Annotated in this window: 14 protein-coding genes and 1 tRNA gene; 11 read left to right on the forward strand and 4 right to left on the reverse strand. The window is 65.9% G+C overall.

The genetic code is table 11. The features are described 5' to 3' along the window. Window positions 1-26: 26 nt before the first annotated feature. Together J9314_RS06540 and J9314_RS06545 are read right to left on the reverse strand one after the other, a co-directional pair. The gene (locus J9314_RS06540) at window positions 27-2,594 is read right to left on the reverse strand and encodes a UvrD-helicase domain-containing protein (RefSeq protein ID WP_210605014.1); all 2,568 of its coding nucleotides are present in this window, start codon (window positions 2,592-2,594) and stop codon (window positions 27-29) included. 125 nt (window positions 2,595-2,719) lie between these two features. Continuing rightward, complete coding sequence (locus tag J9314_RS06545) at window positions 2,720-3,112, reverse strand: hypothetical protein (protein WP_210605015.1); 393 nt, start codon at window positions 3,110-3,112, stop codon at window positions 2,720-2,722. 63 nt (window positions 3,113-3,175) lie between these two features. Here J9314_RS06545 and J9314_RS06550 point away from each other — a divergent pair. The 6 genes from J9314_RS06550 (at window position 3,176) to pth (ending at window position 8,516) form a co-directional block, all read left to right on the forward strand. Continuing rightward, window positions 3,176-3,247 (forward strand) — tRNA-Gln (locus J9314_RS06550). A gap of 32 nt (window positions 3,248-3,279) precedes the next feature. Beyond that, a complete protein-coding gene (glmU, locus tag J9314_RS06555) occupies window positions 3,280-4,734 on the forward strand; it encodes a bifunctional UDP-N-acetylglucosamine diphosphorylase/glucosamine-1-phosphate N-acetyltransferase GlmU (protein ID WP_181275487.1) in 1,455 nt (484 codons plus the stop codon). Beyond that, entirely contained in the window at window positions 4,731-5,702 is a 972-nt protein-coding gene (locus tag J9314_RS06560; protein WP_181275488.1) for a ribose-phosphate diphosphokinase, read from the forward strand. Before glmU ends, J9314_RS06560 begins: the two co-directional genes overlap by 4 nt. 208 nt (window positions 5,703-5,910) lie before the next feature. Further along, entirely contained in the window at window positions 5,911-6,921 is a 1,011-nt protein-coding gene (locus J9314_RS06565; RefSeq protein ID WP_210605016.1) for an alpha/beta hydrolase, read from the forward strand. Between the two features lie 160 nt (window positions 6,922-7,081). Next, entirely contained in the window at window positions 7,082-7,732 is a 651-nt protein-coding gene (locus J9314_RS06570) for a 50S ribosomal protein L25/general stress protein Ctc (protein WP_210605017.1), read from the forward strand. 184 nt (window positions 7,733-7,916) lie between these two features. Next, window positions 7,917-8,516: an aminoacyl-tRNA hydrolase gene (pth, locus tag J9314_RS06575; RefSeq protein WP_210605018.1), complete on the forward strand. Its 600-nt coding sequence runs from the start codon at window positions 7,917-7,919 to the stop codon at window positions 8,514-8,516. A gap of 49 nt (window positions 8,517-8,565) precedes the next feature. On the opposite strand, the gene J9314_RS06580 is transcribed toward pth, so the two are convergent. Next, window positions 8,566-9,285: a rhomboid family intramembrane serine protease gene (locus J9314_RS06580; protein WP_210605019.1), complete on the reverse strand. Its 720-nt coding sequence runs from the start codon at window positions 9,283-9,285 to the stop codon at window positions 8,566-8,568. A 149-nt stretch (window positions 9,286-9,434) separates the two neighbouring features. Next, window positions 9,435-10,910, reverse strand: a complete 1,476-nt coding sequence (locus J9314_RS06585) for an arylsulfotransferase family protein (RefSeq protein ID WP_210605020.1) — start codon at window positions 10,908-10,910, stop codon at window positions 9,435-9,437. 84 nt (window positions 10,911-10,994) lie between these two features. Between J9314_RS06585 and mfd the strand changes: the two genes are divergently transcribed. The 5 genes from mfd (at window position 10,995) to eno (ending at window position 17,774) form a co-directional block, all read left to right on the forward strand. Then, window positions 10,995-14,588, forward strand: a complete 3,594-nt coding sequence (gene mfd, locus J9314_RS06590; protein ID WP_210605021.1) for a transcription-repair coupling factor — start codon at window positions 10,995-10,997, stop codon at window positions 14,586-14,588. Between the two features lie 120 nt (window positions 14,589-14,708). Continuing rightward, the gene (locus tag J9314_RS06595; protein WP_181275495.1) at window positions 14,709-14,903 is read left to right on the forward strand and encodes a CsbD family protein; all 195 of its coding nucleotides are present in this window, start codon (window positions 14,709-14,711) and stop codon (window positions 14,901-14,903) included. Window positions 14,904-14,966: 63 nt separating this feature from the next. Continuing rightward, window positions 14,967-15,545, forward strand: a complete 579-nt coding sequence (locus J9314_RS06600) for a MazG nucleotide pyrophosphohydrolase domain-containing protein (protein WP_246490645.1) — start codon at window positions 14,967-14,969, stop codon at window positions 15,543-15,545. After that, window positions 15,542-16,417 (forward strand): tyrosine-protein phosphatase, encoded by an 876-nt coding sequence (locus J9314_RS06605; RefSeq protein WP_210605022.1) that lies wholly within the window; start codon window positions 15,542-15,544, stop codon window positions 16,415-16,417. Before J9314_RS06600 ends, J9314_RS06605 begins: the two co-directional genes overlap by 4 nt. A gap of 76 nt (window positions 16,418-16,493) precedes the next feature. Then, complete coding sequence (gene eno / locus J9314_RS06610; RefSeq protein ID WP_210605023.1) at window positions 16,494-17,774, forward strand: phosphopyruvate hydratase; 1,281 nt, start codon at window positions 16,494-16,496, stop codon at window positions 17,772-17,774. Window positions 17,775-17,893 lie beyond the last annotated feature (119 nt).

Genomic DNA, 17,893 nt, shown 5'->3' on the forward strand with positions numbered 1-17,893 from the left:
GCTGACCAGCCGCATGACCGAGTCTCTCAGCCCAGCTTTTCGATCGGTGCGTAGCGCAGCAGCAGTCGCTTCGACCCGGCCGAACCGAAGTCGACGACCGCGACCGTCTTGTCACCGACCCCGTTGACCTCGGTGACGGTGCCGAGGCCGAAGGACTCGTGCGAGACCTTCTCCCCGACCTCGACGGAGATGACCTCTCGATTGGGGCGGATCCGATTGGGGAATCCGGCCACCGGCGCCGAGGCGGACGAACCGGAGCGCGACCGGGACGAACCGCCTGTCGAACGCGACGAACCGAAACCGCCGGAGTATCCGGACGACGAGCCCCCGGAGCCGTACGCACCGGACCCGTAACCGCCCGAGCCGAATCCACCGGAGAAGCTGCCTGTGTTCTCCCAGGTGATGAGGCTCTCCGGGATCTCGCCGAGGAATCGACTCGGCGGGTTGTACTGCGGCTGGCCCCACATGCTTCGGGTCTCGGCACGGGTGACGAGCAAACGCTGACGGGCGCGTGTGAGCCCGACATAGGCCAGGCGGCGTTCCTCGGAGAGCTCCTGCGGATTCTCGAACGACCGGGCGTGGGGGAAGCCGCCGTCCTCGAGACCGGTGAGGAAGACGACCGGGAACTCCAGCCCCTTCGCCGTGTGCAGCGTCATCAGCGTGACCTGACCGAGTTCGGCATCGGGGATCTGATCGGTGTCCGACGCCAGAGCCACCTGCTCGAGGAACTGGTCGATGGCCGCAGGGCCCACCCCGGGCACCGCTTCGACAGCCGATTCCTCGTCCTCGGCAGCCTCGTCTGAGCCGGTGTCGGACGTGGCGGTCTGCGGACCGGTCGATTCGTCGTCACGGTCGGCCGCCTCGGCGTCGGTGCCTGCCTCATCTGCCGCCGTGGCGGACTCCGCACCCGATGCCTGCGAACCAGAGCCATCGCCGTCGGAATCGACGGCGGCCTCCCGTGTGGCGACGAAGTCTTCGGCCACAGCGACGAGCTCGGCGAGGTTGTCCACCCGCGATTCGTCCTGCGGATCCGTGCTCTTCTGCAGCGACTCGAGGTAACCGGATTGTTCGAGGATCGCCTCGATGACCCGCGACAGAGGAGAGGACTCGGCTGTCGAGCGCAGATCCTGCATGAGATCGTAGAACTTCTGCACCGAGGTCAGGGCGCGCGAACTCAGGTGAGGGATCTCATCGAGCCGGCCCAGCGCAGTGTAGAAGCTGATGCTCTCACGGTCCGCGAAGTCGGCGATGAGACCCTCGGTGCGATCACCGATGGAGCGTTTGGGCACATTGAGGATGCGACGCAGATTGACGTCGTCATCGGGATTGGCGACCACGCGGAGGTAGGCGAGGGCGTCCTTGATCTCTTTGCGCTCGTAGAAGCGGGTGCCGCCGACGACCTTGTAGGGAATGCCCGACCGCACCAGGGCGTCCTCGATCGCACGCGACTGCGCGTTCGTGCGGTAGAAGACGGCGAAGTCACCGTAGGTGTACTTCTCCTCGTCGATGAGGTCGTCGATGCGGTCGACGATGAACCGTGCCTCGCCCTGCTCGTTCTCGGCCACCCAGCCGATGATCGGCTCACCCGAGCCTTCGGAGGTCCACAGCTTCTTCTCGCGCCGATCGTCGTTGTTCGCGATGACCGCGTTCGCCGCGTCGAGGATGTTCTGCGTCGACCGGTAGTTCTGCTCGAGCAGGATGGTGTCCGCGTTCGGGAAGTCCTTCTCGAACTCGACGATATTGCGCACAGTCGCCCCGCGGAAAGCGTAGATCGACTGGTCGGCGTCGCCGACGACGGTGAGTTCGGCGCCTGTGGACCCTCCGGCACCGTCCCCGGCCAGAGCCTTGATGAGCGCGTACTGAGCCGGGTTCGTGTCCTGGTACTCGTCGACGTGGATATGACGGAACCGACGACGGTAGGAATCGGCCACCTCGGGGAAGGCTCCGAAGAGGTGAACGGTCTCGGCGATGAGGTCGTCGAAGTCGAAGGCGTTGGCCAGTCGCAGGCGGGAGGTGTAGCGCTTGAAGACGTCGGCGAGCACCTCATCGGCAGGGTTGTTCGGTCGTGGGATGAAGTCGTCAGGCGTCTGCAGGTCGTTCTTGAGGTTCGAGATGCGATGCAGGATGGCCCGCGGTGCGTACTTCTTCGTATCCAAGCCGAGCTCCTTGAGGATCTGAGCGACGAGGCGCTGAGCGTCCTGAGCGTCGTAGATCGTGAAGTTCGACTTCATGCCCAGCACCTTCGCCTCCCGGCGGAGGATGCGCACGCACGAGGAGTGGAACGTCGAGACCCACATGGCACGCGAAGCCGGGCCGACGATGGAGGAGACGCGTTCGGCCATCTCCTTGGCCGCCTTGTTCGTGAAGGTGATGGCGAGCACCTCGCCGGGGTGGGCGCGTCCGGTGGCCAGCGCATAGGCGATGCGGCGGGTGAGCACCGTGGTCTTGCCCGATCCGGCCCCGGCGACGATGAGCAGCGGGGAACCGGTGTGGATCACGGCCTCGCGCTGCCTGGGATTGAGCCCGGTGAGGAGTTCGGCCGCCCGGGAATCGGCGCCGGCGGCATGGTCGATGTGTTCAGCTGCAGCAGTCATGTCGCCATCAACGATACCGTCAGCCTCTGACACGACACGATCCCGCCGTCCTCCCCACCCCATTTGCTACCTGACGGCGGCCCAGCAACCCCGCGCGAAGTTGCTGGGCCGCCGTCAGGTAGCAATCAGTGGATGAAGACGGCTATGAGGACGTTGAGGACCGCGAAGGCGAACGTCAGATGCGCCAGCGTGGCCGAGGGGCTCTTCACAGCCGTGGCCACACCTCCCTCGGCGGGGGCCGATGCGGCGAAGGCCTTCTCCTTCTTATTGCCGATGAAAGCGAAGACGGTGACGAGGATCGCTACGACTAGTTTGATCCCGAGCTTCATGTGGTTGACGTCCCCGTCGCCCACCTCTGCCAGACCCATGAGCAGCAGTCCCGTGATGAGCTGCAGATAGGCCGCATGGAGCATTCCGGGCACCACTTTCGGTGAGCGGATGACCGTGAAATAGCCGCCGACGATGATCGCCATTCCGACCAGATGCAGGGTCAGTAGAATCTCGCGTAGAATTTCCATAGCGTTCATCGTAGTGGCATGATGGTGTCTCGTGAGCGCGGGCCCCTGAACTGGTCACGCTGTTCCGCCCTGGTGTAATGGCAGCACGCCGGCCTTTGGAGCCGTGCAGTATAGGTTCGAATCCTATGGGCGGAGCTGGCCCAATCCGACTTGCGAAGGATTCAACTATGTCGCAGACTTCACCGACCGCCGTCATCGTACTGGCCGCCGGCCAGGGAACCCGTATGAAGTCGGCGCTTCCCAAGGTGATGCATCCCATCGGAGGGCGCTCCCTGCTCCACCATGCCGTGTCCGCCGCGGCCGGCACCTCGCCCGAGCACCTCGTCGTCGTGGTCCGTCACGAACGCGACCAGCTCGTCGCCCATCTCGACTCCCTGCCCCTGGCCTCCCAGCGCACCCTGCTCATCGCCGATCAGGATGAGGTTCCCGGCACCGGCCGGGCCACCGAATGTGCGCTCACCCAGCTCCCCGAGGATCTCACCGGCACCATCGTCGTCACCTACGGCGACGTTCCGCTGCTGACCACCGAGACCATCAACGGCCTCGTCGCGGTCCATGAATCCGCGTCGAACGCCGTGACCGTCCTGTCCGCCGAGGTGGACGACCCCAGCGGGTACGGTCGCATCGTCCGCGACGCGAACGGATCCCTGCTGCGCATCGTCGAGCAGAAGGACGCCGACGAGACCGAACGGGCCATCAGCGAGATCAACTCCGGCATCTACGCCTTCGACGCCTCCGCTCTCAAGGAGGGCCTGGCCTCCCTGACGACCGACAACGCGCAGGGAGAGAAGTACCTCACCGACGTCATCGGCCACTCCCGCGAGGCCGGCCGCCCCGTTGCCGCCACCGCCACCGACGATCTGTGGCAGGTCGAAGGCGCGAACGACCGAGTCCAGCTGGCGCAGCTGGGCAAGGAGCTCAACCGCCGTCAGTGCGAGAAGTTCATGCGCGCCGGCGTCTCCGTCATCGACCCCGACACCACCTGGATCGACGTCGACGTCTCGATCGGCCAGGACGTCACCATCCTGCCCGGCACCCAGCTGCTCGGCGCCACCGACATCGCCGCTTCCGCCGTGATCGGACCCGACACCACCCTCAAGGACACCGAGGTGGGCGCAGGTGCCCACGTCGTGCGCACCCACGGTGAACTCGCCCAGATCGGGCCCGACGCCAACGTCGGACCGTTCGCCTACCTGCGACCGGGGACCAGCCTCGGCGAAGGTGGAAAGATCGGCACCTTCGTCGAGACGAAGAACGCCGACATCGGCAAGGGAGCGAAGGTCCCCCACCTGTCCTACGTCGGCGACGCCGAGATCGGCGAGGGTACGAACATCGGAGCCGCCTCGGTGTTCGTCAACTACGACGGCGTCAACAAGCACCGCACCGTCATCGGCAAACACGCACGCATGGGCTCGGACAATATGTATGTCGCCCCTGTCACGGTGGGCGACGGCGCCTACTCGGGTGCGAGCACGACGGTGCGCAAGGATGTCCCTGCAGGAGCGTTGGCCATCTCGGTGGCCCCACAGCGCAACCTGGAGGGCTGGGTCCAAACCAATCGTCCCGGCACGTCTGCAGCGCAGGCGGCCGAAAACGCATCCGAAGGGGAACCGGATCAGTGAATGAGATAACGACGGCCGGCGACAAGAAGCTCGTCCTGGTCAGCGGCCGGGCGAATCCCGAACTCGCCGAACAAGTCGCGGAGAACCTGGGGACCGAACTCCTCCCCACCGACATCTACAACTTCGCCAACGGCGAGATCTACGTCCGGTACTCCGAGTCGGTCCGCGGCAGCGACGTCTTCGTCCTCCAGTCCCACTGCGCGCCCATCAACGAATGGCTGATGGAGCAGCTGATCATGGTCGACGCCCTCAAGCGCGCCTCGGCCAAGCGGATCACCGTCATCGCACCATTCTTCCCATACGCCCGCCAGGACAAGAAGCACCGCGGACGCGAACCCATCTCCGCTCGCCTCGTCGCCGACCTCTACAAGACCGCCGGCGCCGACCGCATCATCACCGTCGACCTGCACACCGCGCAGATCCAGGGATACTTCGACGGCCCCGTCGACCACCTCATCGCCATGCCGATCCTCGCCGGCTACGTCAAGGACAAGTACCCCGGCGACCTCGCCGTGGTCTCGCCCGATGCCGGCCGCATCAAGGTCGCCGAGAACTGGTCGAACGCATTGGGCGGAGTGCCCCTGGCGTTCATCCACAAGACCCGTGACATCACGCGTCCGAACGAGACCAAGGCCAACCGCGTCGTCGGTGAGGTCGAGGGTCGCACCTGTGTGCTCGTCGACGACATGATCGACACCGGCGGCACCATCGTTCAGGCCGCCGATGCGTGCATGGCCGCCGGCGCCACCGGAGTCATCGTCGTGTCCACGCATGCGGTGTTCTCCGGCCCGGCCGTCGAACGCCTGTCGAACTCCGTGGCGCAGGAAGTCATCGTCACCAACACCCTGCCGCTGAGCGAGGACAAGACCTTCGACAAGCTCACCATCCTCTCGATCGCCCCGCTCATCGCCCGAGCCGTCCACGAGGTGTTCGAAGACGGATCGGTCACGAGCCTCTTCGAGGTCTGAACCGAGAACCTCCCGCCGCAGACCTGCGAGGACAACGCAGGCGTGCGAGGACAACGCAGACCTGCGAGGACAACGCAGCCCGGCACGGATACCGCGGCCGACCGCGGCACTCCCGACGAACCCCGAGTCGATCATCGACTCGGGGTTCCGTCGTCTCCGAGCCGTCTTCGATCTACACTGGGAGGAAGCGACGAAGGGAACCGCGACGATGTCGTCACACGATTACAACCGGTACCGGGTCGACGTGGACGGTGGTCAGCTGTCCGTGGGGGTATGGGAACCCGTGGCCGCCGGGCCCGGACATGTGCCCACGGTCTGCGTCATCCACGGCATCACCTCGAACCATCTGTTCTTCGCCGGCCTCGTCTCCGCCCTGCCCGAGGTCCGCGTCATCGGCCCCGACCTGCGTGGTCGCGCCGATTCCCGGACCCTGCCGGGACCGTACGGAATGGCCGCCCATGCCCGTGACGTCCGCGCCGCGATCGACGCCTTCGCCCCCGAGGGGCCGGTGGTGCTCGTCGGGCATTCGATGGGCGGGTTCGTCGCGATGACCCTGGCGGCCATGCCTGACGAGGATGACTCCGGCACCGAGGCGGCCCGACGCTTCCGCGGACCCGTGCTCATCGACGGCGGGCTCCCGCTGCCCGTGGGCCAGCCGACCGGCGGTGAGCCCGTCGACGACCTCAACGACGATGACCTCGACACCGACGATCTCATCGCCGCCGTGCTCGGACCCGCCGCCGAACGACTGTCGATGAGCTTTTCCACCGTCGAGGAGTACCTCGCGTTCTTCGCCGCCCACCCGGCCTTCGTCGACGGCCTCGACACCGTGGCCACCGAGAGCTTCGTCTACGATCTTGCGGCCAAGGACGACCATTCGTTCCAACCCTCCACCTCGATCGAGGCGATGCAGTCCGATTCGGCCGATATGTACACAGGCTCCGCCTACGCCGATGCGCTGGCAACGGTGATGGGGGATGAGGACCGGCAGGGCGAGGTCGTGTTCCTCTTCGCCGAACGCGACCTCGTCGCCGCCGAACCCGGACTCTATCCACCCGAGCTCGTCGACGACTACGCGAAGCGGTGGCCGCGGCTGTCCGTCATCGATGTGCAGGGCACGAACCATTACGACATCCTGCTCACCGAGACCGGCATCGACGCGTGCGCCGATGCCGTCGTCGGCCGACTTGGTGCGGCCGCGGACAGTGCCGTAGACTAGTGGGGTTGCCTCGGCGAGGGAGACTTCTGTCTCCGTGATCGACGCGGCCGACGTCCCACGAACTGCACGAACCCACCCGGTTCGCCTGGTCACAGTTCGCAGCGGATCCAGGCTGTTTCGCCGTGGTGCTTGAAGATAAGTTCACCACGAAGGAGAGAAAATGGCTGACTTCAAACTTCTGGCCGAAGCTCGCAATGAGTTCGGCAAGGGCGCAGCGCGCCGCATCCGTCGTGCGGGCCGCATCCCCGCCGTCGTCTACGGACACGGCGGCGATCCCGTCCACATCTCGCTCGAAGGCCACGCCACCATGATGGCACTCAAGCACGCCAACGCGCTGCTCGAGATCGAGAGCACCGACGGTTCGAAGAACGTCCTGGCCATCGCCCGCGACGTCCAGGTCGAGCCCGTTCGCCGTGAGATCGAGCACCTCGACCTCATCATCGTCAAGCGCGGTGAGAAGATCGAGGTCGACGTGCCCGTCCACATCGTCGGAGAGGCCGCTCCCGGGACCATGGTCTCGCAGGAGGAGTCGACCATCGCCGTCAAGGCTGATGCGACCAAGCTGCCCGAGCTCATCGAGGTCAGCGTCGAAGGCCGCCCGGCAGGCGAGCACGTGCTCGCCGGTCAGGTCGAGCTGCCCGCCGGTGTCGAACTCGTCGCCGACGAAGAGCTGCTCATCGTCAACGTCTCGGAAGAGGCCGAGATGGACACCGAGTCCGACGCCGAGGAAGAAGCCACCGAGGCAGAGTCGACCGACGAAGAGTCCGGCGCCGAGGAGTCGACCGAGGAAGAGGGCTCCGACGAGGAGTGATTCCTCATCGTCACGATGCCGAGCGGCGTCGTGACGAGCATCGACTGATGAATGATTTCGGTGGGTCGTCCCTGCGGCGGCCCACCGAAGTCGTCTCCGTCGGGCAGCATCCGGGCACCGGGAGCCGGCTCGGCACGAGAGCGGTGAGGCACCCGGGCGGCAGACACCAGGGGAGAGAGCGGCATTGACGAACGAGGCATGGTTGGTATTCGGCTTGGGCAATCCGGGACCGAAGTACGAATCGACCCGTCACAACATCGGGCAGATGGTCGTGGCCGAGCTCGCTTCTCGTATCGGGACGACGCTGACCCGGACGAAGCTGCGCACGAACGTCGGCACCGGGCGACTGCCCACCGGCAGCGTGCCGGGTGTGCCCGGGCCCCGGGTGGTGCTGGGAACCTCGACCGGGTATATGAACGAATCCGGCGGGCCCGTGCGCCAGCTCGCCGACTTCTACGGCATTCCGACAGATCGGATCATCGCTGTCCACGACGACGTGGACATCCCCTTCGACACCATCAAGATCAAGCTCGGCGGGGGAGAGGGCGGACACAACGGTCTGCGGTCCATGACCTCCGTGCTGGGCACGAAGAGCTATCTGCGGGTTCGTGCCGGTGTCGGACGGCCTCCGGGTCGGCAGGATACTGCGGACTATGTGCTCCGCCCGTTCGCGAAGGCCGAGCGGGAGACGCTGCCGATCTTCATCGCCGACCTTGCCGACTCCGTCGAACTCCTCATCAATGAGGGATTGGACACGGCGCAGCAGAAGTTCCACTCACGCTGAGCGACCCAGCCTCAGCTCGTCTGCGCGGACTCAGCTGTTGGGCGCCGCCTCAGCTCTTCTGTTCCGCCCCCGCACGCCGGCGGTGGAGCAGCCATGCGGCGAAGACGCCGCCGGCGAGGCCGAAGAGGTGCCCCTGCCAGGAGATGTCGTTGGCCTGCGGGAGCATTCCGAAGATCATCGACGCACCGTAGGTGACGAAGATGAAGAACCCGATGACGAAGTAGACGATCTTGCGCAGCACGTCATCGGTGAACCAGGTGCGCACGGCCAGATAGCCGAAGAATCCGAACACGATGCCCGAGGCACCGACGATGTGGTGTCCCGGCAGGGTCGTCAGCCATGCTCCGAGCCCGGAGGCCAGAGCGGTGATGGCCGTGACCTGCCAGAACCGTCGGGAGCCTTCGACAGCGATGACGATTCCGAGGACGAGGAACGGGAACGTGTTGGCCAGGAGGTGGCCGAAGCCCGAATGCAGCAGCGGCGAGGTGACCAGGCCGTAGAGCGAGAGAGGGTGCCACGACTCGAGGCTGAACCGATCGAGGTCGATCGGCAGGAGCGTGTCGACGATCTCGACGACCCACATGACCGCCAGCAGCACGAGCACCGGGACGAAGCGCGAGAGATGATGGTCGCGGTCGACGCTCGTATTCAGATGGGCGACCGGTGGATTCGCCGAGCGGCCGGAGTGGGGCGACCCGGCGGAGGAATCGGACCCGAAGAGGATTCGTGACTCCTCGTCGGAGAAACGGGGGGAGTGGTTGGAGCTCATGGTCCAATTGTGGGCGATGAAGATTGGAGAACCCCGAATATCCGCGGCGGCCGGGCAATCGTGATCGTTCCGTTAGCCCCGTTATCACCCCGCAATGTTCGCCAGCGTGCACCCGGCACACCGGACTGTCTCAGCCGGGCGAGCGGGCCTCAGCTCTCGCGCTTGACCGCCCGCGTCGATCCGAGGGGGTCGCCGTTCGCATCGAGGGCCTCGACGACGATCGCCGGCCCGTTCGGGGTGATGTCGGCCGCGGTTTCGAACCCTGCGCGCTCCACCTCGGTGTTCTCAGCCAGGTGGTCGTCGTCCTCTCCGCTGAGCACCCGCCAGGACGCGACCTCGGTGGCTCCGTTCCAGCTCATGTGGATGCGGGTGACGCCGGCCTGCGGCTCGGACTTCGTTGCGATCGGCGGTGCGGTCGGCCGGGCATGCCAGTCGAAGCGATAGGCCCGGTAGTTCGATCCGCCGGTGAAGGTGAGGTCGCTCAGCAGCTTCCCGTCCTTGGAGAATTCGGAGACGAACGGCTCCGACCCCCATCCGACGACGACGTTGCCGTTGTCGAGCTCCTGCAGGTTGCCCTGACTGCCCGACGACCGATCGTCGGGGGCGGAATATTCGGTGACCACCTCGGCGGTCCTGTCCTTCTCATCGACGTCGAGACGCAGACCGCGGGTATCGCCGAGGCGGGGCGCGGCATGATTGTCGAACAGCGTGATCGTCCCGTCCGCACGCCGGTGGGCGTCGTGCTGCCAGGCGAAGGTCGCCCCCTCTCCCATCTCGAAGTCCGAGGCCTTGCCGCCGAGGACCCAATGGAGGTCCGCGGTCGTCCGATCGAGCTGGTAGACCGCATGCGTGTTGCGGGCCGAGACGAGCAGCGAATCCCCGCCGTCGTCCTCGCTGACGGAATTGAGGTGGATGTAGTCGTAGGGTTCGTCCTTCGTCCCCTCCCCGTCCTTGAGCTCGGCTTCGGACTCGTCGACGGGGACGTCGTCGAGGGAATGCCATTCGACGAGCGGCTCACCACTGGCGATGTCGACCTCCTGGACCACGCCCTCCCAGACCCAGCCGTCGGCGTCACCGCCGACCGAGGACAGATCCGTCTGCTTCTTGACATAGGAGAGCAGGAACATGGTGTCGTCGTCGGTGATCGTCGTCTCGTGCAGGTCGGAGGTGTCCTTGGGCAGATCCCCGCCCATGCCGACCCGCGCGATCTCCTGATACGAGGTGTCAAGGACGACGACCTCTCCGGCGGTGTGCGGGGTCTCGGCCAGGCCCTCCCACCACGTGAGCACCGGTTCGCCCTGATACTGCTGAACCCGCAGGTCCCACAGGGTGCCCACGTTCTCTCGGATCCACACGGGCTCACCGTCCGCGTCGAGGATGAGGCCCCCGACCCATGACTTCTCGTCGGTCTGCGTCTGGCCCTTCGGGGCGAGGAACGTCTTGAGACCCCCGTCGTCGGGGAATGCACCGGAGTCGATGTCGACCTTCGGCGGTCCGAGATCGGGGCGAGAGTGGAAGTCCCACCGTTCGGCGACCTCGATGTCGTCATCGGCATCGTTCGTACAGCCCGCGAGCAGGAGAGCCGTGGCAGCCAGACCTGCAAGGACAGTTCTCATCTTCGCCATATGCCCATCCTCACACGTTTCGACCGGTTTCGCTCGACCCCGCACAGGCTGGGCCGTGTCCGTCCGGTGGCCTAGAATGTTCGGGTGCTCAACGGACTCGATCTCACACGCCAGAATCCCACCATCACCGAACTCGTCGGTGCCTTCAACGACCCGAGCACGAGCGGTGGGACGATCGACGCGATCAAGGGGCTGTGGCCCTCGATCCTGCGCCGGACGGTGGCCACGGCTGGTGCACCGCAGCTCATCGTCACGGCCACCACGCGTGAGGCAGAAGACCTCGCCGAGGCGCTCGCGGACTGGGTTCCGGCCGCATCGATCGCGGTCTTCCCCAGCTGGGAGACGCTGCCGCATGAGAAGCTGTCCCCGCGCTCGGACACCGTCGGCCAACGTCTCGAGGTGCTCCGCCGCCTGACCCACCCGAGTCCCGGTAAGGAACTGACCTTCGTCATTGCCCCCGTCCGCGCCTTCCTCCAGCCGCTGGCCAAGGGACTCGGCGACATCGAACCGGTCGAACTCTCCGTCGGAGACGAATGCGAGATCGACGATCTGTCGCAGAAGCTGACCGAACTCGCCTATTCGCGCGTCGACATGGTCTCCCGGCGCGGTGAATTCGCCGTCCGCGGCGGCATCGTCGACATCTTCCCGGCCACGGCCGAGCGGGCGCTGCGTGTGGAGTTCTTCGGCGATGAGGTCGATGAGATCCGCGAGTTCTCCGTCAGCGATCAACGGTCGATCCCCGCCGAAGACGGAGACGAGCCTCTGCACCTCTCTGCGCCTCCGTGCCGCGAACTGCTCCTGACCGACTCGGTCCGCGCCCGTGCGCGTGAACTCGCTGAGACCGTGCCGAGCGCGGCAGACATGCTCGAGAAGATCGCCGGGGGAGTCGCCGTCGAAGGCATGGAATCCCTCTCAGCCGTCCTCGCCGACGGAATGGAGCCGATCATCGCGCTGCTGCCGCCCGAGTCGAAGATCATCATCACCGAGCCCGAACGCGTCGAGGCCCGCGCCGCCGATCTCGTGGAGACGACGAACGAATTCCTCGAGGCCGCCTGGGTCGGTGCCGCCGCCGGGGGAGAATCGCCGATCGACCTGTCGGCAGCGACCTTCCGCACCGTCGCCGAGATGGCCGAAGGCGCTCGCCTCATCGGCCTGCCGTGGTGGGAGATCGGCGGCTTCGCCCACGATGAGGAGCTGGCGGGCCCGGAGGAGAACATCTTCTCAGTCCCCGCCCGGACGCCGAAGGGCTACGCCGGCGATGTCGAGGCGATCCTCGCCGACGTCAAAGGTCTCGTCCATGACAAGTGGCGCATCCTCGTGCTCACCGAAGGACCGGGGCCGGGCAAACGGATGGTCGAGGTGTTCTCCGAGGCCGGAGTGCCTGCCAGCTTCGTCGAGGATCCCACCGACCTGCCCGAGGCCCTCGTCACCGTGACCACGGCGACCTCGTTCGGCGGCTTCGTCTTCGACGATCTCAGGCTCGCCGTGCTCACCGAGGCCGACGTCCTCGGGCGTGCGGCGGCCACCTCGACGCGGGATATGCGACGCCTGCCCACCCGACGCCGACGCAATCAGGTCGACCCGCTCAACCTGACCCCGGGCGACTACGTCGTCCATGATCAGCACGGCGTGGGCCGGTTCGTCGAGATGACGCAGCGGACCACGGGCAGGGGTGCGAACAAGCACACCCGCGAATACCTCATCATCGAGTACGCCCCGGCCAAACGCGGCCAGCCCGGAGACCGTCTCTACGTGCCCAGCGATGCCCTCGACCAGGTCACCCGCTACGTCGGCGGGGAGAGCCCGAACCTCAACAAGATGGGCGGCGCCGACTGGCAGACGACGAAGGCGAAGGCCCGCAAAGCCGTCAAGGAGATCGCCGGAGAACTCATCCGTCTCTACTCGGCCAGGCAGGCCACCGTCGGCCATGCCTACGGTCCCGACACCCCCTGGCAGCGCGAACTCGAAGACGCATTCCACTATGTCGAGACCGCTGACCAGCTCACGACCATCGACGAGGTCAAGTCCGACATGGAGAAGACGGTGCCGATGGACCGTCTGATCTGCGGCGATGTGGGCTACGGCAAGACAGAGATCGCGGTGCGTGCCGCGTTCAAAGCGATCCAGGAGGGCAAACAGGTCGCCGTGCTCGTGCCGACGACCCTGCTCGTGCAGCAGCACTATGAGACCTTCGCCGAGAGGTATTCGGGATTCCCCGTCACCCTCGGAGCACTGTCGCGGTTTCGGACCAAGCAGGAATCCGAGAAGGTCAAGGAGGATCTCGCCGCTGGGAAGCTCGACCTCGTCATCGGCACCCACCGCCTCCTCAGCGGTGAGGTGAGGTTCAAGGACCTCGGACTGGTCATCATCGACGAGGAGCAGCGCTTCGGCGTCGAACACAAGGAGACGCTCAAGGCGCTGCGGACGAACGTCGATGTGCTCGCGATGTCGGCGACCCCGATCCCGCGCACTCTGGAGATGGCGGTGACCGGCATCCGCGAGATGTCGACCCTGGCCACACCGCCCGAGGAACGGCACCCGGTGCTGACCTACGTCGGCAGACGCGAGGACAAGCAGATCAGGGCCGCGATCCGCCGTGAGCTGATGCGTGAGGGCCAGGTCTTCTACATCCACAACCGGGTCCGCGACATCGAGGCAGTGGCCGGGCATATCGCCGAGATGGTGCCCGAGGCCAGGATCGCCATCGCCCACGGGAAGATGAACGAATCGCGGCTCGAGCAGGTCATCGTCGACTTCTGGGAGAAGAAATACGATGTGCTCGTGTGCACGACGATCGTTGAGACCGGCATCGACATCGCGAATGCGAACACGCTCATCATCGACAACGCCGACAAGTACGGTCTCTCCCAGCTCCACCAGCTGCGCGGACGCGTCGGCCGCGGACGCGAACGCGCCTACGCCTACTTCCTCTATCCGCCGGACACCCAGCTGACCGAGACCGCCCATGACCGCCTGACCACGCTGGCGGCTCATACCGAACTGGGCGCGGGCATGCAGGTGGCGATGAAGGACCTCGAGATCCGCGGTGCCGGCAACCTCCTCGGCGGTCAGCAGTCCGGTCACATCGAAGGAGTGGGGTTCGACCTCTACGTCCGTCTCGTCGGGGAAGCCGTGGCGAAGTTCCGCGGGGAGGACACCGAACCCGAAGCGGAGATGCGCATCGAGCTGCCCGTCGACGCCCACCTGCCGGCCGACTACGTCGATCACGAGCGACTGCGCCTCGAGGCCTACCGGAAGCTCGCGGCCGCGGCGAACGAAGCCGAACTGCAGGAAGTCCTCGACGAACTCGTCGACCGCTACGGGCCCTACCCGGAGGCCGTCGGAGTGCTCGCCGACGTCGCCCGGCTGCGCATTCGCGCCCGGGCCTCCGGAGTCAGCGACATCGTCGTGCAAGGCAACTTCATCCGCTTCGGTCCGCTCGAACTCGCAGACTCCCAGGTGGTCAGGCTCAAACGCCTCTACCCGAAGTCGCTGCTCAAACCGGCGATCCGGTCCGTGCTCGTGCCCAAGCCGATGGCGGGAACCGGCTTCGATGCCAAGGAGATGACCGATTCGGACATCCTGCGGTGGGCGCATCAGTTCCTCGACGCGATCGTGCCCGTCATCGGGTCCGAAGTCACGGAGGACAGCGAGGCCGGAGTTGCGAAGAACGGTTGAGAACTCCCCGACTGTTCATCGCTGACCGGCCCACGGGCCAGGGCAGTGGCGTAGAGTGCGAAACGCGGAGGCATCCGCAGCAAGTGCACATCACTCAGCTATCTGCTAAGGAGAATCCCCATGGGTGTTGACGACAAGTTCGAGAACAAGGCCGAGGACCTCGGCGGTCGGGCCAAGGAGACCATCGGCGATGCGACCGATGACGACAAGCTCAAGGCCGAAGGCGCCACCGACCAGCTCAAGGCCAAGGCCAAGGATGTCGGCGAGTCGGTCAAGGACCTCGGCTCATCGGTCAAGGACAAATTCTCGAAGTGACCGACGAATCGACCCTCATCGTTTCTGCGGTGGGGGTCTTTCGTGCCGACAGGAGGATATTTCGTGGGTGAATGTGACGAGCAGAGTGCGGTCGAACGGGGAGCAGACCAGGTCGAAACTGGAGCAGACCACGCCGAAACTGGAGCGGAGCAGGTCGAACCTCGGCTGCAACCGGTGATCGACGCGATGGCGACCCTGCGGCGACGCTGTCCCTGGTCGAGCCGGCAGGACCACCAGAGCCTCGAGAAGTACGCTCGGGAAGAGACCGAGGAACTCATCGTCGCTCTCGAAGACTTCACCACGACACCCACCGCAGATCACCGGGCGGCCGTCGTCGAAGAACTCGGCGATGTGTTCTACCAAGTGCTCTTCCATTCCGCGCTGCTCGATGAGAGCAGCGGGCACGAGTACGGGCACAGCCTCGGCGCCATCATCGACGGCCTTCAGGAGAAGCTCATCCGCCGGCACCCGCTGGCCTTCGGCGACGATGCCGAAGGTGCGATGGCCGACTTGGACGACGTCGAACGCGAATACCGCCGGATCAAGGCCGAGGAGAAAGCCGAGAAGAACGTTGAGAACAACGGCGCGGAGAACGTCTCGGTGACAGCCACGACCCACGAACCTGAGGATGGGCGGCGATGAGCCTGGAACGGCTCGACATCGAAGGCACCTTCAACTTCCGTGACCTCGGTGGCGCACCCACTCGGGCAGGTGACCAGGCGGTGCGCCACGGGCTGGTGTTCCGCGCCGACGGTCTCGCTCAGCTGACCGATCGGGCGAGGGCGGATCTCGAGGAGCTGGGCATTCGAACCGTGATCGACCTGCGTGACATCGGTGAGCGGTCGAAGCTGCCCGACGCCGTCGACGGTCTCGACGTGAGGCGAATCGAACTGCCGATCTTCGACGATCACTTCTTCCCCGCCCGCCCGCTGAGCGTCGATGAGATGAAAGCCGCAGCCGCCGCGTCCGGCATCGATCTCAGCGACCGCTCGCTGGCTCGGATCTATGACCTCATGATCACGCATTTCGGCCACCGCCTGGCGCTCGCCGTCGATGCGATCGCTGAGCACTGCGACGGCGGCGTGGTCTTCCACTGCTCTGCCGGCAAGGACCGGACCGGGGTGCTGGGAGCGTTCGTCCTCGACCTCCTCGGCGTGGGCCGCAGCGAGATAGTCGATGAGTATGCGATCACCTCCACCCACCTCTCCGACGGATTCCTCGACTCGATCACCCGCGACTTCGCCGATGCGGGAATCTCCCGCAACCTCGCCGCGACCGCCACTGCCGCACCACCCGCACTCATGCACGACCTCCTCGATCGGATCGATGCCGACTATGGGGCCGCCTCGGCGAAGGGAAAAGGCACCAGCGTCGGCGGGGTCGGCACCGCCTCGGCGAATGAAGACGGCACCGGCGGGGGAGTGGAAGCGTACCTGCTCGCGCACGGAATGGACCCGACGACGCCGCAGCGGCTGCGCGACTGCCTGCTCGAGCCGGCGGCGAACACGGCGTGAGCCCGGCCACGCGGTGCATTAAGCTGTCCTGCAGGCGCATGTTCCCCATGTGAAACCCATAGCTAAGGAGTAATCAGTGGCTGAGATCGTTGCCGCAAATGCCCGCGAAATCCTGGATTCCCGGGGAAACCCCACCGTCGAGGTGGAAGTGCTGTTGGCCGATGAGTCCGTCGGCCGTGCCGACGTGCCTTCCGGTGCCTCCACCGGAGAGTTCGAAGCCGTCGAACTGCGCGACGGCGACCCCGAGCGTTACCTGGGCAAGGGTGTGACCCAGGCTGTCGACGCCGTCGTCGACGAGATCCACGAAGCCATCATCGGCCTCGAGAGCGACGATCAGCGTCTGGTCGATCAGGCCCTCATCGAGCTCGACGGGACCGACAACAAGTCCCGCATCGGCGCGAATGCGATGCTCGGTGCCTCCCTGGCCGTGGCCCGCGCGGCCGCAGTCTCGGCCGACCTGCCGCTCTACCGCTACCTCGGCGGACCGAACGCCCACGTCATGCCGGTGCCGATGATGAACATCCTCAACGGCGGTTCGCACGCCGACTCGAACGTCGACATCCAGGAATTCATGATCGCCCCGATCGGTGCGGCCAGCTTCCGCGAGGCGCTGCAGTGGAGCGTCGAGGTCTACCACGCGCTCAAGGGCGTGCTCAAGGAACGGGGACTGTCCACCGGACTCGGCGATGAGGGCGGATTCGCCCCGAACCTCGACTCGAATGCCGCCGCACTCGACCTCATCCTCGAAGCCATCGACATCGCCGGACATCGCCCCGGACGGGACATCGCCGTCGCCCTCGACGTGGCCTCCTCCGAGTTCTACAACGACGGCGTCTACGACTTCGAAGGCGGGAAGAAGACCGCCGAGGAGATGGCCGCTTACTACGAGGAGCTGCTCGCGAACTACCCGCTCGTGTCCATCGAGGACCCCCTCGACGAGAACGACTGGGACGGTTGGGCGACGCTGACCGAGACGATCGGGTCGAAGGTCCAGCTCGTCGGCGACGACCTGTTCGTGACCAACCCCGAGCGCCTGCAGCGCGGAATCGACAACGCCACCGCGAACTCGCTGCTCGTCAAGGTCAATCAGATCGGCACCCTCACCGAGACTCTCGATGCCGTGTCCCTGGCACAGACGAACGGGTACACGACGATGATCTCGCACCGATCGGGCGAGACCGAGGACACGACGATCGCCGACCTCGCCGTGGCCACGAACGCCGGCCAGATCAAGGCCGGTGCACCGGCACGCTCCGAACGCGTCGCGAAGTACAACCAGCTGCTGCGCATCGAAGAGCAGCTGGGTGACGCCGCCCGCTACGCGGGACGCAAGGCGTTCCCGCGCTTCGAAGCCTGAGGCGCAGCCCGGCTCAGATCGGAATCCCCGAGGCGGGACCTCCCCGAGGCGGGGCCTGAGTGATCATCATCGATCGCTCGGGCCCCGCCTCGGCGCGTCGCCGGCCTTCGCGCGAACGC

Origin of the sequence: Brevibacterium oceani, from assembly GCF_017948325.1 — a bacterium.
Classification (GTDB): domain Bacteria; phylum Actinomycetota; class Actinomycetes; order Actinomycetales; family Brevibacteriaceae; genus Brevibacterium; species Brevibacterium oceani.

Coding starts and splice junctions, on each gene's coding strand:
- J9314_RS06605 (WP_210605022.1), top strand. CDS start 15,542: ATGAGCCTGGAACGGCTCGACATCGAAGGCACCTTCAACTTCCGTGAC.
- J9314_RS06580 (WP_210605019.1), bottom strand. CDS start 9,285: ATGAGCTCCAACCACTCCCCCCGTTTCTCCGACGAGGAGTCACGAATC.
- J9314_RS06540 (WP_210605014.1), bottom strand. CDS start 2,594: ATGACTGCTGCAGCTGAACACATCGACCATGCCGCCGGCGCCGATTCC.
- J9314_RS06570 (WP_210605017.1), top strand. CDS start 7,082: ATGGCTGACTTCAAACTTCTGGCCGAAGCTCGCAATGAGTTCGGCAAG.
- glmU (WP_181275487.1), top strand. CDS start 3,280: ATGTCGCAGACTTCACCGACCGCCGTCATCGTACTGGCCGCCGGCCAG.
- J9314_RS06595 (WP_181275495.1), top strand. CDS start 14,709: ATGGGTGTTGACGACAAGTTCGAGAACAAGGCCGAGGACCTCGGCGGT.
- J9314_RS06545 (WP_210605015.1), bottom strand. CDS start 3,112: ATGGAAATTCTACGCGAGATTCTACTGACCCTGCATCTGGTCGGAATG.
- J9314_RS06565 (WP_210605016.1), top strand. CDS start 5,911: ATGTCGTCACACGATTACAACCGGTACCGGGTCGACGTGGACGGTGGT.
- J9314_RS06585 (WP_210605020.1), bottom strand. CDS start 10,910: ATGGCGAAGATGAGAACTGTCCTTGCAGGTCTGGCTGCCACGGCTCTC.